The sequence below is a fragment of the Acidovorax sp. AC410 genome, from assembly GCF_979253235.1.
This window is the reverse complement of sequence record NZ_CEEDCG010000001.1, coordinates 3,553,705-3,574,605: the sequence shown is the minus strand read 5'-3', so window position 1 is coordinate 3,574,605 and position 20,901 is coordinate 3,553,705. Positions and strand designations below refer to the sequence as shown.

The window sequence follows — 20,901 nt, the reverse complement described above, 5'->3', positions numbered from 1 at the left end:
CCTCTGTCGGCCAGGTCAGGCCAGGAAGCGCGCGCGCACCGCGCGTTCGATGCCTGCCGCATCCAGGCCCTGCAGCGACAGCAGCTTGGCCGGGTCGCCGTGCTCGATGAACAGGTCGGGCAGGCCCAGCTGCAGCACCGGGCGCACGATGCCCGCGGCGTTCAGTGCCTCGGTCACGGCGCTGCCGGCGCCCCCCATGGTGGCGCCTTCTTCGACCGTGACCAGCACGTCATGGCGCTCGGCCACGTCGCGCAGCAGCTCCACGTCGATGGGCTTGGCCCAGCGCATGTTGGCCACCGTGGCGTCGAGCGCCTCGGCCGCTTCGAGCGCGGGGTACAGCAGCGTGCCGAAGGCCAGGATGGCGATGCGCGGGCCGGCCTCGCCCACAGCGGACTTGCGCTCGCGGCGGATCTCGCCCTTGCCGAAGGGCAGGCTTTCGAGCCCGGCCAGTGGTGCCACGCCGGCACCACTGCCGCGCGGGTAGCGCACGGCCACCGGATGGTCCTGCGCAAAGGCGGTGCTGAGCAACTGGCGGCACTCGCGCTCGTCGGCCGGGCAGGCCATGCTCATGTTCGGGATGCAGCGCACAAAGGGAATGTCGTAGGCGCCCGCGTGGGTGGCGCCATCGGCCCCCACCAGGCCAGCGCGGTCGAGCGCGAACACCACGGGCAGGTTCTGCAGCGCCACGTCGTGGATCAACTGGTCGTAGCCGCGCTGCAGGAAGGTCGAGTAGATGGCCACCACGGGCTTCAGGCCCTCGCAGGCCATGCCAGCCGCGAAGGTGACGGCATGCTGCTCGGCGATGCCCACATCGTAGTAGCGCTCGGGAAAGCGCTTTTCGAACTCCACCATGCCCGAGCCCTCGCGCATGGCGGGGGTGATGCCGACCAGGCGCTGGTCCTGAGCACCCATGTCGCACAGCCACTGGCCGAACACCTGGGTGAAGGTCTGCTTGGGGCTGGCCGTGCCCTTGACCAGGCCCACGGCCGGGTCGAACTTGCCCGGACCATGGTAGGCCACGGGGTCGGCCTCGGCCAGCTTGTAGCCCTGGCCCTTCTTGGTGACCACGTGCAGGAACTGCGGGCCCTTGAGGCTCTTGATGTTCTCGAGCGTGGGGATCAGCGAATCGAGGTCGTGGCCGTCGATGGGCCCGATGTAGTTGAAGCCGAACTTCTCGAACAGCGTGGCCGGCACCACCATGCCCTTGGCCTGCTGCTCGAAACGCTTGGCCAGCTCCAGCAGGGGCGGCACCGGGCGCAGCACGGTCTTGCCCATGTTCTTGGCGGCCGCGTAGAACTGGCCACTCATGAGCTGGGCCAGGTAGCGGTTGAGCGCACCCACGGGCGGGCTGATGCTCATGTCGTTGTCGTTGAGCACCACCAGCAGGTTGGCATCGGCCACGCCGCCGTTGTTCAGCGCCTCGAAGGCCATGCCGGCCGTCATGGCACCATCGCCGATGATGGCCACGGCATGGCGGTTCTCGCCCTTGACCTTGGCCGCCAGCGCCATGCCCAGCGCGGCCGAGATGCTGGTGCTGGAATGCGCCGTGCCGAAGGTGTCGTACGGGCTCTCGGCACGCTGCGGAAAGCCCGAGATGCCGCCCATCTGACGCAGCGTGTGCATACGGTCGCGCCGACCGGTGAGGATCTTGTGCGGGTAGGTCTGGTGGCCCACGTCCCACACCAGCCGGTCTTCGGGCGTGTTGAAGACGTGGTGCAGGGCCACGGTGAGCTCCACCGTGCCCAGGTTGGAGCTCAGGTGCCCGCCCGTCTGCGACACGCTTTCGAGCACGAAGGCGCGCAGCTCGGTGGCCAGTGCCTTGAGGTCGGCCCGCGGCATGGCGCGCAGGTCCGACGGGTCGTTCACGTTCTGCAGCAGGGGATAGGAGGTCGTGGACATTGGCAATTCTTTTTCGGATCGATCAGTGCTCACTGGGCAAGAGACAGCCCCCGGTGGGCACCTGGTCTGGGTGCATCGTATCAACGGACGCGGGGAGTGCAGCCGCAGCCATCAATGCGTGCGGTCCACCACCATGTCGGCCAGTGCGGCGAGCGCGCGCGTATCGGCCAGGCCGCTGCGCGCCAGGGCGGCGTGGGCCTGCACCTGCAGCTCGCGGGCATAGGCCTGCGCGGGTGCCAGGCCCAGCAGCGACACATAGGTCGGCTTGTCGCTCGCGGCATCCTTGCCGGCGGTCTTGCCCAGCGTGGCGGAATCGGCCACCACGTCGAGGATGTCGTCCACCACCTGGAAGGCCAGGCCCATGACGGCGCCGTAATCGGACAGGGCCTCGTGCGCCTGCGCATCCGCCGGGCCGCAGGCCACACCCATCATCACGCTGCCTTGCAGCAGCGCGCCGGTCTTGAGGCGGTGCATGTGGCGCAACTGGTCTTCGGTGAGGGCCACGCCCACGCTGGCAAGGTCGATGGCCTGGCCGCCCGCCATGCCGGCCGAACCGGCCGCGCGCGCCAGCAGCCGGCACAGGGTGGCCTGCGTCGCCGGGGGCACGCTGCCATCATCGGGGGTGAGCAGCTCGAAGGCGAAGGCCTGCAGCGCGTCACCGGCCAACAGGGCCTGGGCCTCGCCGAACTGCACATGCACCGTGGGCTTGCCCCGGCGCAGCACATCGTTGTCCATGCACGGCATGTCGTCATGCACCAGGGAATAGGCATGGATCAGCTCGACGGCGCACGCGGCGCGCAGGGCCGCTTCGTCAGACTGGGCGCGCGAGGCGGCTTCGCGCAGGGCGACACCACTGCACACGGCCTCCTCGGCTGCCAGCACCAGCAGCGGGCGCAGGCGCTTGCCGCCGTCGAGCACCGCGTAGCGCATGGCCTCGCCCAGGCCGGCCGGCGCGCCCTCGCCCACCCAGCGGGACAGGGCGTCTTCGACACGGGCCAGGTGCCGCTGGCTCCAGGAAGCCAGGTCGAGGGGGGAATTCACCACGGGCGCCGCGCTCATTCGGGCGTCCAGGCGTGCAGGCCGCCTTCGTCCAGCACCTTGATCTGGTCCTGTACGGCATCCAGCCGCTTGCGGCAGAAGGCCAGCAGCGCTGCGCCACGCTGGTAGCCCGCGAGCATCTGGTCCAGGGGCAGTTGGCCCGACTCGATCCGGCCCACGAGCTGCTCCAGTTCTTCCAGCGCAGCTTCGTAGCTGGCAGGTTCTGCAGGGGGCGCGGCGGTGGCGGGGGCCTTGGGCATGGGAGGAGGCGGTGGACAAGCACCGCGAATGGAAAAACCGCTGATTTTAGGCCCAGCGCATGGCGCCCCTGCGCACAGGTCCCCGGTTTGGAGAGCGCAGCCGGTAAAGACGGGCAGCACCCACGGGCCCACGCAAGCGGGACACCGGCGGTACGAACACTGCCCCATCCGGGCGCGGGCCGCAGCCCGCTTGCCAATACACGCAGGGGGGGTGCGGGAATGGCGGCGGGGAATAACCCCATTGGCTATAATCCCATTCTCGTCCAGCCGGCCTATGCGCCGGTTTCTTTTTTCCAGATGTGCCAAGCATGGCACACCTCCCTGTGGGGAGTCTTTAGGTCAGGTCATCCATGTCTGATTTAAGTCTTCAACTGCAGCAGGCCGCAAGCCAACTACCAGTTTCAAGCTATTTTGACCAGGCGCTGTTCCAGCGCGAGCTGGACACCATCTTCCAGCGCGGGCCCCGCTATGTGGGGCACCAACTGTCCGTTCCCCATGCCGGCGACTACCACACCCTGCCCCACGAGGCCGGGGGCCGCGCTCTGGTGCGCAATGCCCAGGGCGGGGTGGAGCTCGTCTCCAACGTCTGCCGCCACCGCCAGGCGGTCATGCTCAAGGGCCGCGGCTCGCTGCACACCCAGCAAAAGGGCAGCGCGGGCGGCAACATCGTGTGCCCGCTGCACCGCTGGACCTACAGCCCCAAGGGCGAGCTGCTGGGCGCGCCGCACTTTGCCGACGACCCCTGCCTGAACCTCAACAACTACCCGCTGCGCGAGTGGAACGGCCTTTTGTTCGAGGACAACGGCTACGACGTGGCAGCCGACCTGGCCCAGATGGGCCCGCGCGCCGACCTGGACTTCGGCGGCTACGTGCTCGACCACGTGGAGTTGCACGAGTGCAACTACAACTGGAAGACCTTCATCGAGGTCTACCTGGAGGACTACCACGTGGGGCCCTTCCACCCGGGCCTGGGCAGCTTCGTGACCTGCGACGACCTGCGCTGGGAGTTCGGCAAGAACTACTCGGTGCAGACCGTGGGCGTGGCCAACCGCCTGGGCAAGGCCGGCAGCCCCGTGTACGAACGCTGGCACGAGGCCCTGCTCGCCTTCCGCGGCGGCAAGCCACCCAAGCACGGCGCCATCTGGCTCACGCTGTACCCGCACATCATGGTGGAGTGGTACCCGCACGTGCTCACCGTGTCCACGCTGCACCCCATCAGCCCGACCAAGACGCTGAACATGGTGGAGTTCTACTACCCCGAAGAGATCGCCGCCTTCGAGCGCGAGTTCGTCGAGGCGCAGAAGGCCGCCTACATGGAGACCTGCATCGAGGACGACGAGATCGGTGAGCGCATGGATGCTGGCCGCAAGGCCCTGCTGGCGCGCGGCGACAACGAAGTGGGCCCTTACCAGAGCCCCATGGAGGACGGCATGCAGCACTTCCACGAGTGGTACCGCAACGCCATGGGCGAGGCAGTCCCCCAGCGTTGAAAAACCGAACAGCAAGGTAAACGCCGCCGAATAGCGGCAATTGCCCGAAACGCTCTCATTACAATAGCTGCCAGTGCTTGTTTGGCAAGCACGGCAGCTATTTTCACTTTCGAGTTCCATTTCCCCATGCAAGCCCTCTGGATGGTGTTGGCCGCGTTCCTCTTTGCGAGCATGGGGGTGTGCGTGAAGATCGCCTCGGCCCATTTCAATGCGGCCGAGCTGGTCTGCTACCGGGGCATCATCGGCATGGGCATCCTGTGGCTGCTGGCACGCTCGCAGAAAGTCTCGCTGGGCACGGCCTACCCGGGCATGCATGCCTGGCGCAGTTCGGTGGGCGTGGTCTCGCTGGGTGCCTGGTTCTATGCCATCGCCCACCTGCCGCTGGCCACGGCCATGACCCTCAACTACATGAGCAGCGTCTGGATCGCCGCCTTCCTGGTCGGCGGCACGCTGCTGGCATGGCGCCCCTCGGCCGCCACGCCGCGCCCGGCACTGCAGGGCACGCTGATCGTCACCGTGCTCACCGGCTTCGTCGGCGTGGTGATGATGCTGCGCCCCAGCCTCGACCAGAACCAGGCCTTCGCCGGCATGATCGGGCTGATGTCCGGCCTGTCGGCCGCGTTTGCCTACATGCAGGTGGTGGCCCTGTCGCGCCTGGGCGAGCCCGAGTCGCGCACGGTGTTCTATTTCGCGCTGGGCTCGGCAGTGGCCGGCGGCCTGGCCCTGCTGTTCACCGGCACCTCGGTGTGGCCGGGCTGGCAGGCGCTGTGGCTGCTGCCCATCGGCATCCTGGCCGCCGGCGGCCAGCTGTGCATGACCCGCGCCTACGCCAGCGCCAAGACACAGCGCGGCACCCTGGTGGTGGCCAACCTGCAGTACTCGGGCATCGTCTTCGCGGCGATCTACAGCGTGACGCTGTTCGGTGATGTGCTGCCGCCCATCGCCTGGGCGGGCATGGTCCTCATCGTCGGCAGCGGCATCGCCGCCACCGTGCTGCGCGCCCGCGCCGCACCGGGAACCCCCGCCGAGGAACATTGATACGACTTTCGGCGCCCAGCATTGACACAATGCAGGACATCACCCTCCATTGCCCCACTGTTGCCATGACTTACACCACCCTGATCTCCGCCACCGAACTGCAAACCCTGATCGCCAGCGGCGCGCCGCTGATGGTGTTCGACTGCAGCTTCGACCTGACACAGTCCACGGCCGGTGCGCAGCAATATGCACAGGCCCACATCCCCGGCGCGGTGTATGCCGACCTGAACGAGAACCTGAGCGCCAAGCACGGCGCGCCCGGTGCTTCGGGCGCGGTGGTGACGGCGCAGGAGGCGGACAAGCCCGCATCGGGCGGGCGCCATCCGCTGCCCAGCCGTGAACGCTTTTCCATCTGGCTGTCGAGCGTGGGCTTTGCCAACGGCATGCAGGCCGTGGTGTACGACCGCCAGGGCGCCAACTACTGCGGTCGCCTGTGGTGGATGCTCAAGTGGGCCGGCCACGATGCCGTGGCCGTGCTCGACGGTGGGCTGCAGGCCTGGCAGGCGGCGGGCGGCGCAGTCGCCAGCGGCGAAGAACCCGCGCACTTCCAGTCGAACTTCGAACTCAAGGAGCCACTGCGCCGCCTGGCCACGGCCAGCGACGTGCTGGCCAACCTGCAGCAACCCGGCCAGACCGTGGTGGATGCCCGCGCCGCCCCCCGCTACCGCGGCGAGGTGGAGCCGCTGGACCCGGTGGCCGGCCACATCCCGGGCGCCCTGAACCGCCCGTTCGTCGAGAACATCGGGCCCGATGGCAAGTTCAAGCCCGCGGCGGTGCTGCGCGCCGAGTTCGACACCCTGCTCCAGGGCCGCGACCCGGCCAGCGTGGTACACCAGTGCGGCAGCGGCGTGAGCGCTTTGCCCAACCTGATCGCCATGGAAGTCGCCGGGCTCGGAAAAACATCGCTTTTTGCCGGCAGCTGGAGCGAATGGGTGAGCGATTCTTCGCGCCCGGTGGAACGCGGCTGAGCGGCATTTGGCGGTGGGGGCCGCCCCGCGGCAGCAGGCCGCTGCGCTCCTGAGCGCAGGACCGGGGCTTGGTGTTTTGTAAGGCAAATTCCTACAAGCACCACCTCTGAGCCAGACACGTTGCACAGAGCTGCGCCGACTTAATTTTTGATTGGCCCGGTTTCACAATCCATTTCATCGGATCACGCAAAACATGCAAACAGCATGGCAAGGCGAAGACCCGGAACTGGACCAAAGGAAACCCCGCCATGACCAACGAACAACTGCTCGCCGAAATCCGCGAAGCCAACCTGACCTACCTGATGCTGGCGCAGAACCTGATTCGCCACGACAAGGCGGAAGCAGTGTTCCGCCTGGGCATGAACGAAGACGCTGCCGATATTCTGGCATCGCTGTCGGCCGCCCAAGTGCTGAAACTGGCCTCCAGAAACACGCTTCTTTGCAGCTTCCGCGTGGACGACAACCTGGTGTGGAGCTTGCTGACCAACCACACGGCCAAGAAGGTGGGCAACGAAGCCACCAACACGCTGCACGCCAACATCCTGATGGCCAGCCGCGTTTCGGAAGTGCTCTGAAGCACTGCGCTCCTGCCCCGTTCGTCCACCGCCTTTCCGAAAGCCTGCCATGACCACGACTGCCGCCGCCAAAGCCCCTGCCAAGAGCGTCCTCAACGAATCCAAGCAGATCGAACGCGCTGCCATGTTGATCGGCATGGGGGCCCGCATGCAGGTGCTGGAGTCGGAGACCACGCTGTCGTACGAACGCCTGATCCGCCTGTACAAGGAGATCGCCGGCAAGTCGCCTTCCAAGGGCCAACTGCCCTTCTCGACCGACTGGTTCCTGACCTGGCAGGAAAACATCCACAGCTCGCTGTTCCTGAACATCTACGAATACCTGTCCAAGGGCGTGGACCTGGATTCGGTGGAACTGCTGACCAAGGCCTACCGCCTGTACAACGAGCAGGTCACCACGGCCGAGATCGAACCCCTGCTGTCCTTCACCCGCGCCTGGCGCCTGGTGAAGTTCGTGGACGCCGGCATGCTCACCCGCACCCAGTGCGCCGACTGCAAGGGCCAGTTCGTCACCGAGCTTTATGAAAACCGCCACTACACCTGCGGCCTGTGCAACCCGCCCGCCCGTGCCGGCAAGAGCAAGAATGCTGGTGCCCTGATGTTGCATTGACCCCGCGCCCGGCAACACCGGGCTGCGCAAGAATGACAAAGCCCCGCCGGCCATGCCGAGCGGGGCTTTTTGCTGGGAAAAAGCGCTTGAGCCCGGGGTCTACCGCGCTGCCAGCAGCGAGCGCACGTTCTCGTCCACCGGCATCGCGTAGTCGTGCGCGGCCACCACGGCATTGCCCACCGGGTTCACGATCTTGAGGCTGATGAACAGCGTGGTGGTGGAGACGGCGTAGGTGCCGACCACCACGGCCTGTGCGTCGTGCGCGCGGCTCACCTCGCGCACCTCGCGCGAGAGCAGCAGCTCGCCTGTGCCGCGCTGCATGGCCACGTTCTCGCGCAGCTTGAGCTCGGTCACGCGCAGGCCGCGCTGCACCAGGCGCGAGCCAATCTGCTCGGAGAAGATGCGCCCCAGGCGCGAAGACTCGTTCAGGCGGTCCACATTCACCAGCGTGGCCACCAGCACGGCGTGCTGCGAGTCCAGCGGCGCCTGCTGCAGCAGCGCATCGGCCGCACGGTGATTGCGCTCGATGGTACTGGGGGTGATCAGGTCCATCAGCCCGCCACCACTGCCACCGGCCTTGTCGCCGTAGTAGTACGAAGCGCAGCCCGGCAGGGCCAGCACCGGCAACAGCGCGCCAGCCGAGCGCATCAGGGTGCGCCGCTTCATGGTGCCACCATCATCATCACCGGGGGACTCACCACCTGCCAGGTCTTGACCGGGGTGGGAGCGGGCGGCGGGGGCGGCGGGGGTGGCGGTTGCTGGACCTGGTAGAGCACGGCATCGTCCTGCTCGATGTAGTACACGTCGGAGGTGCGGGCCAGGTAGCGGTCGCCGCTTTCCAGCGACGTGGTGATGAGCACCTCGGTGCGCGTGGGGCCGCCCGCGGCAGGGCCGTCGGTGGTGTACTGCGCAGCATCGGCCAGTGCCCCGATCGCGGTCATCCCGGCCACGATGGAGGTGGCGCTGGGTGCACGGTGGACCCAGTCGCGCGCCACGCCGACGCCCAGGGCCAGCCGGGTCAGGGGCATGGGCAGGCTGTTGGAGACGCGGCCCGGGTGCTGCACCAGCTGGGTTTCGAACGCCAGGGTCACGGCCGAGGGCTGGTTGGTGAGCACCACGCCGCGGTCCAGCAGGCGGGTGATCAGCAGCTTGCGAAAGCCGTTGTTAAAGCTCGTATCGCCCGAGGCGGACACGTAGATCGGGTGCTCGCCCGCAGGCCAGTTGCGGATCTTGTCGGTGATGCGCGTGGCCACATCGTCGGCCAGCACGTCCCAGTGGTGTACGGCACGCGCCTTCTTCTGGTTCGACGCCGGATAGTTGTCGGCCCGCGGCACGTCCAGCGACGAGCAGCCAGCCGCCAGCAGCGAGGCCACGGCCAGCAGTGGCACGAGCACACGGTGCACGACGGGCCGGGGCGCGGTCGCTGCCATGCCGGACTGCCCGGCGGGCAGTCGTCCTTGGGATGGGCCCTGCGGCAGACCGCCAGGCAATGGTTCAACTTGCATGCAGCCATGCTAGCGGCCCGCTGCCGCACCCATCGCGCGAATAGCGAGGCAATTGCGTTGTATTTTTGCGCGGCATGCAGGCTGCGCGTTGGGCGGGCGCCTACACAACATTTGCTCACAGTGCGTGACAATCCCCGCATGACCGCCGCGACAGCCCCTTCCCCTCCCGACGCTTCTTCCACCGCCCTACCGCCGCCGGCGGGGACGGCGGCCGTGTACGAAGGCAGCGAGCCAGGCGGCTTGCAGCCGGCCCCGGCAGCCGCCGATCCGGAACCGGGGCCCGGCCCCGCTGCCAGCCAGACCGATGCCATTGCTGCGCTTGCGCCCCCACCTCCCCCGCCGCCCGCCACCCCCACCGCGCTGATGCTGCAGATGCCGGTGGATGTGCGCAACCTGTCCCTGGCGCTGCTGGCCCTGTTTGCCGGCGTGGCGCTGCTGCACTGGGCCAGCGCGGTCTTCATCCCCCTGATGCTGAGCCTGCTGCTGACCACGGCGCTGCGCCCTGCCGTCAACATACTGCGCCGCTGGCACCTGCCGCGCCCCGTGGGTGCCGCCCTGCTGCTGATCGCCCTGGTGGGGGGCATGGCCAGCATGGCCTGGTCCCTGAGCGACCAGGCCGTGCAACTCGTCGACTCGCTGCCGGTTGCGGCCAAGAAGGTGCGCGACAACCTGCGCGCGCGCGCCGGCATGCCCAGCACGCTGGACACCATGCAGAAGGCCGCCGCGCAGATCGAACAGGCCGCCGCCGAAAGCGCAGCCGCCGCCCCCGCCCGGCGCGGCGTGCAGCGCGTGGTGGTGGAGCGCCCGCCCTTCAACATCCGCGATTACCTGTGGAGCGGCACCATGGGCCTGGTGTCGGCGGTGGGCCAGCTCACGGTGGTGGTGTTCCTGACCTATTTCGCGCTGGCCTCGGGCAACCTGTTTCGCCAGAAGCTGGTGCGCATTGCCGGCAGCAGCCTGGAGCGGCGCAACATCACCATGCAGGTGCTCGACGACATCACCGGCCAGATCCAGCGCTACCTGCTGGTGCAGGTGTTCACCAGCATCCTGGTGGGCGTGGCCACGGGCTGCGCCTACTGGGCGCTGGGGCTGGAGAATGCGGCCGTCTGGGGCGTGGTGGCCGGCGTGCTCAACCTGGCGCCCTACATCGGTTCGGCCCTGACGGCCGGCGCCTCGGCGCTGGTGGCCTTCCTGCAGTTCGGCACCATCGACATGGCCCTGGCCATCGGCGGTGCCTCGCTGGTCATCCACACCCTCATCGGCAACCTGCTCACGCCCTGGCTCACCAGCCGCACCAGCAGCATGAGCCCGGTGGCCGTGTTCGTCAGCGTGCTGGCCTGGGGCTGGCTCTGGGGGCTGTGGGGCCTGCTCCTGGGCATCCCGGTCATGATGGCCGTCAAGGCGGTCTGCGACCGGGTGGAGGACCTCAAGGCGGTGGGCGAGCTGCTGGGGGACTGAGTTGCCCGACTATCGCATGCAAGCTTTCCGGCCAATCAAACTAGAGCCGGACATGCTGATCAGCATGGATATTTTTTTGCCAAGGCCATGAACATGTAGGTAGTTCCGCCCTGATCGGTATTTGGAAAACCAGCCGGATCAAGCTCATTGAGCGCCTGCATGGCGTTCCAGTTGGCTGGTGCACAGATCATTTTCGGAACTGCGCCGATTCCTTGCAAGGTGTCAACGGTACTCATAAATCCAGCCGAGTACCCTGTGAACATTGCAAGCCGGGTGGACTGGGTAAACAGATCCGCATTGGCAAATTCGCGCAGAAGGGATGGCGTGAAACCTCCCAAAGCCATAGCCGAAGACATGCCCAAACCAAGGCTCAAAGCGACAATTGCACGTTTCATATATCCCTCATGTGTAGTTATGCTCCGCGCGAGTTTTAGCCCAGAGGTTTAGCAGCGGTCAAGCGAAAAACACACACCCATACACGCCAGCTCGGCTTTCGACCACGTGGAAGACCTGCAATCGGCAGGAGACCGGTTGGGGGATTGAAACGAACCGTGATCCGGAGAGCGCGCTATCAGGCAGACTCTGTTGCAACGCCTACCGTACAGCGCTGCACGAAGGCCGGCAGCTCGTCGGCCGCCATCGCCCGGCCGTAATACCAGCCCTGCACCTGCAGGTCCATGTCGCCAGGCAGCACCTGCAATTGTTCCAGCGTCTCCACCCCCTCCACCACGATGGCGACCCCCAGGCTCTGGCAGAAATGCAGCAGGCCCTGCAGCAGGCGAGCGCCCCGGGGGTCGGCGCTGGCCACCACGAAACTGCGGTCGATCTTGATGGTGTCCACCGCAAAGGCGTGCAGGTAGCTGAGCGAGGAATAGCCGGTGCCGAAGTCGTCGATGGCCACATGGGCGCCCACGGCGTGGATGCGGGCGATGGCGTCGCGCATCTGGCCCACATCGGCGGCCAGCGCGTCCTCGGTGATTTCGACACTGATACAGCCGCCGGCAGGCGCTATCAACGCCACCAGCCGCTGGCAATGCGCGGCCGACATGAGCGTGGGCCCGGTGACGTTGATGGAGATGGGCAACTCGAAGCCCGCGCTGCGCCAGCGGCGGTACTGCTGCAGGGCCGCACCGGCCACCCACAGATCGACATCCTTCATGAGCCCGGCCTCGGTCAGCCACGCCAGGAACGCCCCGGGAGACTGCGTGCGCCCCTGGGTATCGCGGGCCCTGAGCAGTGCCTCGCAGCCCACGCATTCGCCGGTGCGCGGCGACACCTGGGGCTGGTACTCCAGGAAGAATTCGTACTCGCCCATGCGCCGCACCTGGGCCAGCAGTTCCTCGCGGCCGGCCTGCCGCTGCTGCGCCAGCACCACCGGGTCGCTGGCATACAGGCGGCCCTGCTCCTGCAGGCGCGAAAACGTGGTGTCCAGCCCCGGCAGGTGCACCGTGGTGGCGTTGTGGCGCTCCAATGCCCGCACTGCCGGCGCATAGATGCAGGCCCCCAGCAGCACCAGCGCCAACTGCAGCACCACCGCTGGCCAGGAGCCCTGGGTGCTGGCATAGGCGTTGAAGAGGACGGGGGCATTCAACGGCATCGCCATCGTGGCCACTGGCACCCAGCCGGCCTGCACGGCGCCCAGCGCCAGGCAGGCATTGACGGCCGGCACCAGAATGAACGGCAGCAGCAGGCGCGGATTCAGTATCAGTGGAATGCCGAACAGCAGCAGTTCGTTCACGTTCAGCAGGGCCATGGGCAGGCTGGCCAGGGCCAGCAGGCGCAGGCCGGGGCTGCGCGCACGCCACAGCACGGCCACCACCAGCGACAGGGTGCCCCCTGCCCCGCCGATGAAGGCGAAGGCCCCGAGCAGGCCGGCGTTGAGCAGGTAGGGCGGTGGCTGGTCGGCCAGCACCTCGATGGCATTCCACCCCACGGCCAGCTCCAGCACCTGGAACAGCGGCTGCAAGGCATGGTAGCCATGGATGCCGAAGAACCACAGCAGCGAATTCATGCCCGTGATCACCACGGCATTCAGGTAAGGCCGGTCCGGGTCCACCACATCCAGGGGCAGGCTCCAGTGCGCCAGGCCCGACCACTGCTGCAGCAGGGTCAGCACCACGACCAGCAATCCTGCCGTGAGCACACCGGGCAACACCATGTTCATGGCGTCTTCCACGTTGTCGCTGACCAGCGAGCCGCGCGACAACTGCAGCCAGCGCACCTGCATGAGCCGCGCCATGAGGGGCACGTTGACGATGGGCGAGGCGATGGCGATGAACAACACCAGCGTGGCGGCGGCACGCGGGTGCCCGCGCAGCAGGTAGGCGGCCAGCGCCACGTAGACGAAGCACAGAAAGGCCACGGGCAGGCGCGGCAGGCTGTGGCGGATGGCCAGCATGTAGCCGATGGAGGCCGCGATCAGCAGCGGCAGGATGCGGCTGATCTCGGCATGCAGGCCGGCCAGCAGATCGGTGGTCTGCGTGGGCAGGCCCAGCATGCGCGTGAGCACCGACGACACCAGGAACACCGCCGACACCATGAGGCAGGGCAGCACCCAGAGCAGCCCCTCGCGGATGGCGCGCATGGAATCAGCACGTGCAACGGCCTGCAGCCGCAGCGACAACCGCAGCTTCAGGGCAGCCAGATCAATGCCCACACCATGCCCTCCCTGCCGCGTACTGCGGTCAACCCCATGCTAGCAGGCAGGCACCGGGATGGCAAAGTGGCCGCACCAGCTCGGCCCGACCAGTTCAGCCCGTATTGCGCAGCCCCGCCGCGATCCCGTTGATCGAGATATGGATACCGGTCTGCACCCGCTCGTCGCCCTGGCCTGCGCGCCAGCGGCGCACCAGCTCGACCTGCAGATGGTGCAGCGGGTCGATGTAGGGGAAGCGGTGCTTGATGGAACGTGCCAGGGCTGCGTTGTGCGTCAGGCGCTGCTTGTCGCCGGTGATGCGCGTGAGCGCATCGGCCGTGCGCTGCCACTCGCCCTCGATGGCGGTGAAGACCTTCTTGCGCAGGCGCGCGTCGGTGACGAGCTCGCTGTAGCGCGAGGCCAGGGCCAGGTCGCTCTTGGCCAGCACCATGTCCATGTTGGACAGCAGGGTGCGAAAGAACGGCCACTGGCGGTACATCTTCTGCAGCAGGGCCATTTGCGCCTTGGGGTCTTTGCCCTCGGCGTTCACGAAGGCATCGACTGCCGCGCCAAAGCCGAACCAGCCCGGCAGCGTGAGGCGGCACTGGCCCCAGCTGAAGCCCCAGGGGATGGCGCGCAGGTCCTCGATCTTCTGGCTGGCCTTGCGCGACGCGGGGCGCGAGCCGATGTTGAGCTCGGCGATCTCGCGGATCGGCGTGGAGTTGAAGAAATACTCGGTGAAGCCCGGGGTCTCGTACACCAGCGCACGGTAGGCGCCCATGCTGGCCAGCGAGAGCTGCGCGGCGGCCTCCAGGAAGGCCTTGGTGGCCGGCTTGGTGGGCTGCAGCAGCGTGGCTTCGAGCGTGGCCGCAACCAGGGTTTCGAGGTTGCGCCGGCCGATCTCGGGGTTGGCGTACTTGGAGGCGATGACCTCGCCCTGCTCCGTCAGGCGGATCTGGCCGCGCACGGTGCCCGGGGGCTGGGCCAGGATGGCCTGGTAGCTCGGGCCGCCGCCGCGGCCCACGGTGCCGCCGCGGCCGTGGAACATGCGCAACTGGATGCCGTGGTTGGTGGCAAGCTCGTCGAACAACTCCACCAGCGCGATCTCGGCGCGGTACAGCTCCCAGTTGCTGGTGAAGATGCCGCCGTCCTTGTTGCTGTCGGAGTAGCCGAGCATGATGTCCTGCTCGCTGCCGCTGCGGTGTACCAGACCCGCCACGCCAGGCAGGGCGTAGAACTCGCGCATGATGGGCGCGGCGTTGCGCAGGTCTTCGATGGTCTCGAACAGCGGCACCACGATCAGGTCGTTGCGGGCATCGCCGTCCAGCGTGCCCCGCATCAGGCCCACTTCCTTTTGCAGCAGCAGCACTTCGAGCAGGTCGCTCACCGTTTCGGTGTGGCTGATGATGTAGTGGCGGATGGCCTGGTGGCCATAGCGCTGGCGCATGACCAGGGCCGCCTCGAAGATGGCCAGTTCGCCCCGGGCGTGGTCCGAGTAGCTGGCGCCCATCACGCGCAGGGGGCGAGCGTCGTTGAGCAGGCGCAGCAGCAGGGCGCGCTTGTCGGCCTCGGCCAGCGCGGAATAGGCGGTCTCGATGCGGGCCGTGGCCAGCAGCTCGGCCACCACCTCCTCGTGCTTGTCGGAGCTCTGGCGCAGGTCCACCGTGGCCAGGTGAAAACCGAACACCTCGACGGCACGGATCAGCGGGTGCAGGCGCTCGGCGGCCAGGGCCTCGCCGTGGTGCGACTTGAGCGACGCCTCGATCACACGCAGATCCGCCAGGAAGGCCTCGGCGCTCACATACGGGTTTTGCGGGGCCACCGCGTGGCGCGCGGCCTCGCCGCCGGTCAGTTCCTTGAGCGACGCGGCCAGGCGCGCGTAGACGCCCGTCAGGGCGCGGCGGTAGGGCTCGTCCTGGCGGTGCTCGTTGGTGTCGGGCGAGCGCGCGGCCAGGGCCTCCATCTCGGCCGACACCTGCACCAGGCGGGCCGACAGCGAGAGTTCGCCGCCCAGGTAATGCACCTCGGTCAGGTAATGGCGCAGCGCCACCTCGGCCTGGCGGCCCAGCGCGTACTGCAGGGTCTGCGCGGTCACGTTGGGGTTGCCGTCGCGGTCGCCGCCGATCCACTGGCCCATGCGCAAAAAGCTGTGCACGGGGTACTGGCCCAGCTCGGCCTCCAGGTCGGCATAGATCTTGGGGATCTCGCGCAGGAAGGTGGCCTCGTAGTACGACAGCGCGTTCTCGATCTCGTCGGCCACGGTGAGCTTGCTGTAGCGCAAGAGGCGCGTCTGCCACAGCTGGGCCACGCGGGCGCGCAGCTGGGCCTCGTTGGCAGCCAGCTCGCGCGGGGTGAGCGCGTCCTTGGCGGTGTTGTACAGCTGGGCACGCACCTGGATGTCGTCGCGTGCGGCCAGCAACTGGGCAATGTCGCGCTCGGCGTCGAGGATGCTCTTGCGCTGCACCTCGGTCGGGTGGGCCGTGAGCACCGGGGCCACATAGCTGCCGGCCAGGGTCTGGGAGATGGTCTTGGGCGCGATGCCGGCCCAGCGCAGCCGCGACAGGGCGACTTCGATGCTGCCCTCTTGCGTGTCGCCCGCGCGCTCGTGTACGGCGCGGCGGCGGATGTGGTGGCGGTCCTCGGCCAGGTTGGCCAGGTGGCTGAAGTAGGTGAAGGCGCGGATCACGCTCACCGTCTGGTCGCCCGAGAGGGACTTGAGCAGCTTCTTGAGCGCGCGGTCGGCCTCCTGGTCGGCGTCGCGGCGGAAGGCGACCGAGAGCTTGCGCACCTGTTCCACCAGTTCGTAGGCGGCCACCCCCTCCTGGTCCCGGATCACGTCCCCCAGAATGCGGCCAAGCAGGCGGATGTCGTCAATCAGGGGCTGGTCCTTGTCGGATCGTTTCATGCGAGGGTCTCCGGGAATGGGGGGCGGCGGCCTGCAGGCATCACCCTGCTAGTGCGGGCGCATGCTAGCATCGCCCGCCCCTGAATGATTACAAACAGGTTACGAATCTTGAGCTCCGCCGCGCGCCCCCTGCCCCATCCCATCATCATCGCCACGCGAGAAAGCCGCCTGGCCCTGTGGCAGGCCGAGCACGTGCAGGCCCTGCTGCAGGCCCGCGGCCACACCGTGGAGCTGCTGGGCATGACGACCAAGGGCGACCAGATCCTGGACCGCTCGCTTTCCAAGGTGGGCGGCAAGGGCCTGTTCGTCAAGGAACTCGAAGTCGCGCTCGAAGAAGGCCGCGCCCACATCGCCGTGCATTCGCTCAAGGACGTGCCCATGGAGCTGCCCGAGGGCTTCGCCCTGGCCTGCGTGATGGAGCGCGAGGACCCGCGCGATGCTTTCGTCTCGCCCCGCTACGCCTCCCTGGACGAACTGCCCCAGGGCGCGGTGGTCGGCACCTCCAGCCTGCGCCGCCAGGTGCTGCTGCAGGCCCTGCGGCCCGACCTGCGCATCGAGCCGCTGCGCGGCAACCTCGATACACGCCTGCGCAAGCTCGACGAAGGCCAGTACGACGCCATCGTGCTTGCGGCCGCAGGCCTCAAGCGCCTGGGGCTGGAATCACGCATCCGCCTGGCTTTCGAACCCACCACCATGCTGCCCGCCGCCGGCCAGGGCGCCCTGGGCATCGAGGTGCGCAGCGACCGGCAGGACCTGATCGCCGCGCTGGCGCCGCTGGCGCACCAGGCCACCTGGCTCACCGTGGCCGCCGAGCGCGCCGTGAGCCGCGCCATGGGCGGTAGCTGCTCCATGCCCCTGGCAGCGCACGGAACCCTGGGCGCCGACGGCACGCTGCAGCTCGACGCGGCCTGGGGCGACCCCGAAGACGCGCATGCGCCGCTGGTACGCGCGCACACCAGTGCAGCCGTGGCTACCCTGGCCCAGGCCGAAGCGCTGGGCGACGAGATTGCCCGGCGCCTGCGCGCGGGCGGCGCGCGGGGCGTGGACCCCGCCGCCACGGCCAGTTGACATGGCCGCCGCGCTGCCCCGGGTGATCGTCACGCGCCCCGAGCGCGAGGCGGTCCAATGGGTGGAACAGCTCACCGCGCGCGGCCTGGCCGCCACCGCCCTGCCCCTGATCGCCATTGGCCCCTGTACCGACCCACAGGCCGTGCAGGCCCTGGCCGAAGCCCGCGCACGGCTGGCCCAGGCCCCCGGCTACCGTGCGCTGATGTTCGTGAGCAGCAATGCGGTGCTGCATTTCCTGCCCGGCGCCCCGCCCCTGCCATCCGACACCCGTGCATGGGCCCCCGGCCCGGGCACGGGGCGTGCCTTGGAGCAGCTGGGCGTAGCACCCGCCGCCATCGACGGCCCCGCCGCCGATGCCCCGCAGTTCGACTCCGAATCCCTGTGGCAGCAGGTAGGCGCCCAGGTGCGGTCTGGTGACCGCGTGCTCATCGTGCGCGGCCGCTCGGCCGGGGTGCATGAATCCGCCGAGGGCTCGGGCCGCGACTGGCTGGCCCGCCAGGTGCAGGCCGCTGGCGGCCAGGTGGACTGGGCCGTGGCCTACGAGCGCGGCGCGCCCAGCTTCACCCCCGAGCAGACCGCGCTGGCAGAGGCAGCCACCCACGACGGCTCCCTGTGGCTGCTGAGCAGCTCCGAGGCCGTGGCCCACCTGGCCCAGGCCCTGCCCGGCCAGTCCCTTGCCTCGGCACGGGCCCTGGCCACGCACCCGCGCATTGCCCAGACCGCACGTGCCATGGGCTTTGGCCATGTAAGGGAGTGTCGGCCGGCGCTGGAAGACGTGGTGGCGTCGATAGAATCGGCCCCATGAGTTCCGCGCCCCACAACGACCTGCCCGCCGCAGCCCCCGCTACCCCCGCTGTCCCTCGTGGCAGCAGCCTGCCCACCCTGCTGGCGGGAGTGCTGGCCGTGGCCGCCGTGACCAGCAGTGGCCTGCTGTGGCAGAAACTGAGCGTGATCCAGGAGCAACTGGCGCGCCAGTCGGCCGATTCCGGGGCGCTGGCCATCGAGGCACGCACCATGGCCCGCCAGGCCGAAGAGCTGGTGCGCGAGACCGCCGCCCGCCTCTCGGTGGCCGAAGCCCGCGTGAGCGAAGTGGCACTGCAGCGCAGCCAGCTTGAGGAATTGATGCAGAGCCTGTCGCGCTCACGCGACGAAAACCTGGTGGTGGACATCGAATCTGCCCTGCGCCTGGCGCAGCAACAGGCCCAGCTCACCGGCAGCCTGGAGCCGCTGCTGGCCGCGCTGAAGACGGCCGACCAGCGCATCGAGCGCGCCGCGCAGCCGCGCCTGACGCCGGTGCAGCGCGCCATCGGCCGTGACATCGAGCGCATCAACCGCGCCCAGGTGACCGACACCGCCGGCCTGCTGGCCCGCTTGGACGACCTGGTGCGCCAGGTGGACGAGCTGCCCGTGCTCAATGCCGTGGCGCAGGCCGCGTCCACCAAGCGCCTGGGCCTGTCTCCCGCTGCGCCGGGTTCTGCCGGCGGCACCGCGGCAGGGGCCGAGCTGCCCTGGTGGCGGGCCACCCTGCAGCGCAGTTGGGAGGTGGTGCGCGACGAAGCCCGCAGCCTGGTGCGCGTGAGCCGGGTGGACAACCCCGAGGCCATTTTGCTCGCGCCCGAGCAGACCTTCTTCCTGCGCGAGAACCTCAAACTCAAGCTGCTCAATGCGCGCCTGGGCGTGCTGGCGCGCCAGTTCGACTCGGCCCGGGCCGACCTGGCCGCGGCGACCACCGCGCTCAACAAGTATTTCGACCCGGCCTCGCGCCGCACCCAGGCGGCCGCCACCACCCTGCAGCAGGCCCAGGCCGGCATGAAGGCGGCCGATTTGCCGCGCCTGGATGAAACCCTCTCCGCACTGGCCACGGCCGCTGCGGGGCGCTGAGAGGGGCAGCACGCATGCGCGCAGCACTCTGGCTCCTGGCGTTGTTTGGCGTGGCCGTTGCGGCCGCGCTGTTTGCAGGCAACAACCAGGGCACGATCACCCTTTACTGGCCCCCCTACCGCGTCGACCTGTCGCTGAACATGGTGGTGCTGCTGCTGGTGGGCGGTTTCGTCACCGTGCATGCCGCCCTGCGGGCCCTGGCGGCCCTGCTGGAACTGCCGCACCAGGCGCGCCGCTGGCGCGTGCAGCAGAAGGAACGCGCCATGCACAGCGCGCTGCTCGACGCCATGACGCACCTGCTGGGCGGGCGCTTCATCCGTTCGCGCAAGGCCGCAGTGGCCGCACTGGCCCAGGAAAATGCCCTGGCAGCCGCTGGCGAGTCGGTGCCGCACAGCCACCAGCTGCGCTCGCTGGCCCACCTGGTGGCGGCCGAGGGCTCGCACGCCCTGCAGGACACCGCCACGCGCGACAGCCATCTGCAGCGCGCGCTGGAAGACGCGCCCGCGCGCGGCACGGCCCTGGAGCTGGAGCTGCGCGAAGGCGCTCAGATGCGTGCCGCACGCTGGACGCTGGACGACCGCGACGCCGATGCCGCCCTCGAATGGCTGGCCGCCCTGCCCCAGGGCGCTGCACGCCGCACGCTGGCGCTGCGCATCAAGCTCAAGGCCACGCGGCTGGCCCGCCGCACGCAGGAGGCGCTGGACACGGCCCGCCTGCTGGCCAAGCACCGCGCCTTCTCTCCCACAGCGGCACAGAGCATCGTGCGCGGCCTGGCCACCGAACTCATCCAGAGCGCCCATGACACGGCGCAACTGCGCCGCGTGTGGGACGACCTGGAAACCGCCGAGCGCAACATGCCCGAGCTGGCCATCCAGGCCGCGCAGCGCATGGCCGCCCTGGGTGGCGACGCCACACAGGTGCGCGCCTGGCTGCTGCCGGTGTGGGAGCGCATGGTGGAACTGCCCGATGCGCTGGCGGAACACCATGCGCTCAAGCTGGTGCGCGCGCTCGAATCGGGCCTCGACGCCGTGGACGCGCCCTGGCTGGCGCGCATCGAAGCCGCCCAACAGGCCAACCCGCGCGATGCGCGCCTGCAGTACCTGGCGGGCATGGCCTGCCTCAAGCGCCAGCTCTGGGGCAAGGCCCAGCAGTTGCTGACCCAGGCGGCCCACCAGCTCTCCGACGCCAGCCTGCGCGCCAGCGCCTGGCGCCATCTGGCGGAACTGGCCGAACAGCGCGACGACGAAGCCGCCGCCGCCGAGGCCTGGAAAAAAGCCGCACTCGCCCGCTGACCAGGCAGGCGGGGGTGCCTGCCCATCCCCCGGCCATCTACCGGCCATCCCTCTGCGCCCACCTTTTGGCAAACAAGAGGGAACTTTGAGCGCTCGCCCCCTATCAATTCAGTTTTTTTGAACTGAAGCATCAATCCTGCTGAAGCCGAAGGCGCTGGCAGCTTCCTACACTGCGCTCATCGCGGGGCCTTGTGCGCACGGCACAGGGTGCGGCGTGCGGGGCAGCGACGGATGCGCCAGCCCGAAAAACCTGCTCCCACCGCTTGCTGCCCACCCCTGCCC

At 68.6% G+C, this 20,901-nt stretch carries 18 protein-coding genes; 10 read left to right on the top strand and 8 right to left on the bottom strand.

What is annotated here, in order from left to right; translation table 11 throughout:
* Positions 1–15: 15 nt before the first annotated feature.
* From dxs to xseB, 3 genes are all read right to left on the bottom strand, one after another.
* Positions 16–1,899: a 1-deoxy-D-xylulose-5-phosphate synthase gene (gene dxs / locus AC0IZS_RS16615; protein ID WP_471636606.1), complete on the bottom strand. Its 1,884-nt coding sequence runs from the start codon at positions 1,897–1,899 to the stop codon at positions 16–18.
* Between the two features lie 111 nt (positions 1,900–2,010).
* The gene (locus AC0IZS_RS16610) at positions 2,011–2,958 is read right to left on the bottom strand and encodes a polyprenyl synthetase family protein (protein WP_471636605.1); all 948 of its coding nucleotides are present in this window, start codon (positions 2,956–2,958) and stop codon (positions 2,011–2,013) included.
* The gene (gene xseB, locus AC0IZS_RS16605) at positions 2,955–3,197 is read right to left on the bottom strand and encodes an exodeoxyribonuclease VII small subunit (protein ID WP_007853400.1); all 243 of its coding nucleotides are present in this window, start codon (positions 3,195–3,197) and stop codon (positions 2,955–2,957) included. The genes AC0IZS_RS16610 and xseB overlap by 4 nt, the downstream gene beginning before the upstream one ends.
* 350 nt (positions 3,198–3,547) lie before the next feature.
* Here xseB and AC0IZS_RS16600 point away from each other — a divergent pair, with 350 nt between their 5' ends.
* From AC0IZS_RS16600 to flhC, 5 genes are all read left to right on the top strand, one after another.
* Complete coding sequence (locus tag AC0IZS_RS16600) at positions 3,548–4,687, top strand: aromatic ring-hydroxylating oxygenase subunit alpha (protein ID WP_471636604.1); 1,140 nt, start codon at positions 3,548–3,550, stop codon at positions 4,685–4,687.
* A 126-nt stretch (positions 4,688–4,813) separates the two neighbouring features.
* Positions 4,814–5,725 carry a DMT family transporter gene (locus AC0IZS_RS16595; RefSeq protein WP_471636603.1) on the top strand — a complete coding sequence of 304 codons (912 nt, stop codon included), beginning with the start codon at positions 4,814–4,816 and terminating at the stop codon, positions 5,723–5,725.
* 65 nt (positions 5,726–5,790) lie between these two features.
* Complete coding sequence (locus AC0IZS_RS16590; RefSeq protein WP_471636602.1) at positions 5,791–6,693, top strand: sulfurtransferase; 903 nt, start codon at positions 5,791–5,793, stop codon at positions 6,691–6,693.
* Positions 6,694–6,941: 248 nt separating this feature from the next.
* The gene (gene flhD, locus AC0IZS_RS16585) at positions 6,942–7,268 is read left to right on the top strand and encodes a flagellar transcriptional regulator FlhD (RefSeq protein WP_007853391.1); all 327 of its coding nucleotides are present in this window, start codon (positions 6,942–6,944) and stop codon (positions 7,266–7,268) included.
* Between the two features lie 49 nt (positions 7,269–7,317).
* Positions 7,318–7,875 carry a flagellar transcriptional regulator FlhC gene (gene flhC, locus AC0IZS_RS16580; protein ID WP_145695296.1) on the top strand — a complete coding sequence of 186 codons (558 nt, stop codon included), beginning with the start codon at positions 7,318–7,320 and terminating at the stop codon, positions 7,873–7,875.
* 99 nt (positions 7,876–7,974) lie between these two features.
* Here flhC and AC0IZS_RS16575 read toward each other — a convergent pair whose 3' ends face one another.
* Complete coding sequence (locus tag AC0IZS_RS16575; protein ID WP_471636601.1) at positions 7,975–8,541, bottom strand: FlgO family outer membrane protein; 567 nt, start codon at positions 8,539–8,541, stop codon at positions 7,975–7,977.
* The gene (locus tag AC0IZS_RS16570) at positions 8,538–9,305 is read right to left on the bottom strand and encodes a hypothetical protein (RefSeq protein WP_471636600.1); all 768 of its coding nucleotides are present in this window, start codon (positions 9,303–9,305) and stop codon (positions 8,538–8,540) included. The genes AC0IZS_RS16575 and AC0IZS_RS16570 overlap by 4 nt, the downstream gene beginning before the upstream one ends.
* Positions 9,306–9,518: 213 nt before the next feature.
* On the opposite strand from AC0IZS_RS16570, the gene AC0IZS_RS16565 reads away from it, so the two are divergent.
* The gene (locus AC0IZS_RS16565) at positions 9,519–10,838 is read left to right on the top strand and encodes an AI-2E family transporter (RefSeq protein ID WP_471636599.1); all 1,320 of its coding nucleotides are present in this window, start codon (positions 9,519–9,521) and stop codon (positions 10,836–10,838) included.
* Between the two features lie 59 nt (positions 10,839–10,897).
* Here AC0IZS_RS16565 and AC0IZS_RS16560 read toward each other — a convergent pair whose 3' ends face one another.
* The 3 genes from AC0IZS_RS16560 to ppc form a co-directional block, all read right to left on the bottom strand.
* Positions 10,898–11,233, bottom strand: coding sequence for a hypothetical protein (locus AC0IZS_RS16560; RefSeq protein WP_471636598.1), 336 nt, complete (start codon positions 11,231–11,233; stop codon positions 10,898–10,900).
* A 176-nt stretch (positions 11,234–11,409) separates the two neighbouring features.
* Positions 11,410–13,422 carry an EAL domain-containing protein gene (locus tag AC0IZS_RS16555; protein WP_471636597.1) on the bottom strand — a complete coding sequence of 671 codons (2,013 nt, stop codon included), beginning with the start codon at positions 13,420–13,422 and terminating at the stop codon, positions 11,410–11,412.
* Positions 13,423–13,588: 166 nt separating this feature from the next.
* Positions 13,589–16,378, bottom strand: coding sequence for a phosphoenolpyruvate carboxylase (ppc, locus tag AC0IZS_RS16550; protein ID WP_471636596.1), 2,790 nt, complete (start codon positions 16,376–16,378; stop codon positions 13,589–13,591).
* 108 nt (positions 16,379–16,486) lie between these two features.
* Between ppc and hemC the strand changes: the two genes are divergently transcribed.
* The 4 genes from hemC to AC0IZS_RS16530 are packed head-to-tail and all read left to right on the top strand — an operon-like array spanning position 16,487 to position 20,619.
* Positions 16,487–17,446, top strand: coding sequence for a hydroxymethylbilane synthase (hemC, locus tag AC0IZS_RS16545; protein ID WP_471636595.1), 960 nt, complete (start codon positions 16,487–16,489; stop codon positions 17,444–17,446).
* 1 nt (position 17,447) lies between these two features.
* Entirely contained in the window at positions 17,448–18,251 is an 804-nt protein-coding gene (locus AC0IZS_RS16540; RefSeq protein WP_471636594.1) for a uroporphyrinogen-III synthase, read from the top strand.
* Positions 18,248–19,327, top strand: a complete 1,080-nt coding sequence (locus tag AC0IZS_RS16535; protein WP_471636593.1) for a uroporphyrinogen-III C-methyltransferase — start codon at positions 18,248–18,250, stop codon at positions 19,325–19,327. Before AC0IZS_RS16540 ends, AC0IZS_RS16535 begins: the two co-directional genes overlap by 4 nt.
* Positions 19,328–19,341: 14 nt before the next feature.
* The gene (locus tag AC0IZS_RS16530) at positions 19,342–20,619 is read left to right on the top strand and encodes a heme biosynthesis HemY N-terminal domain-containing protein (RefSeq protein WP_471636592.1); all 1,278 of its coding nucleotides are present in this window, start codon (positions 19,342–19,344) and stop codon (positions 20,617–20,619) included.
* Positions 20,620–20,901 lie beyond the last annotated feature (282 nt).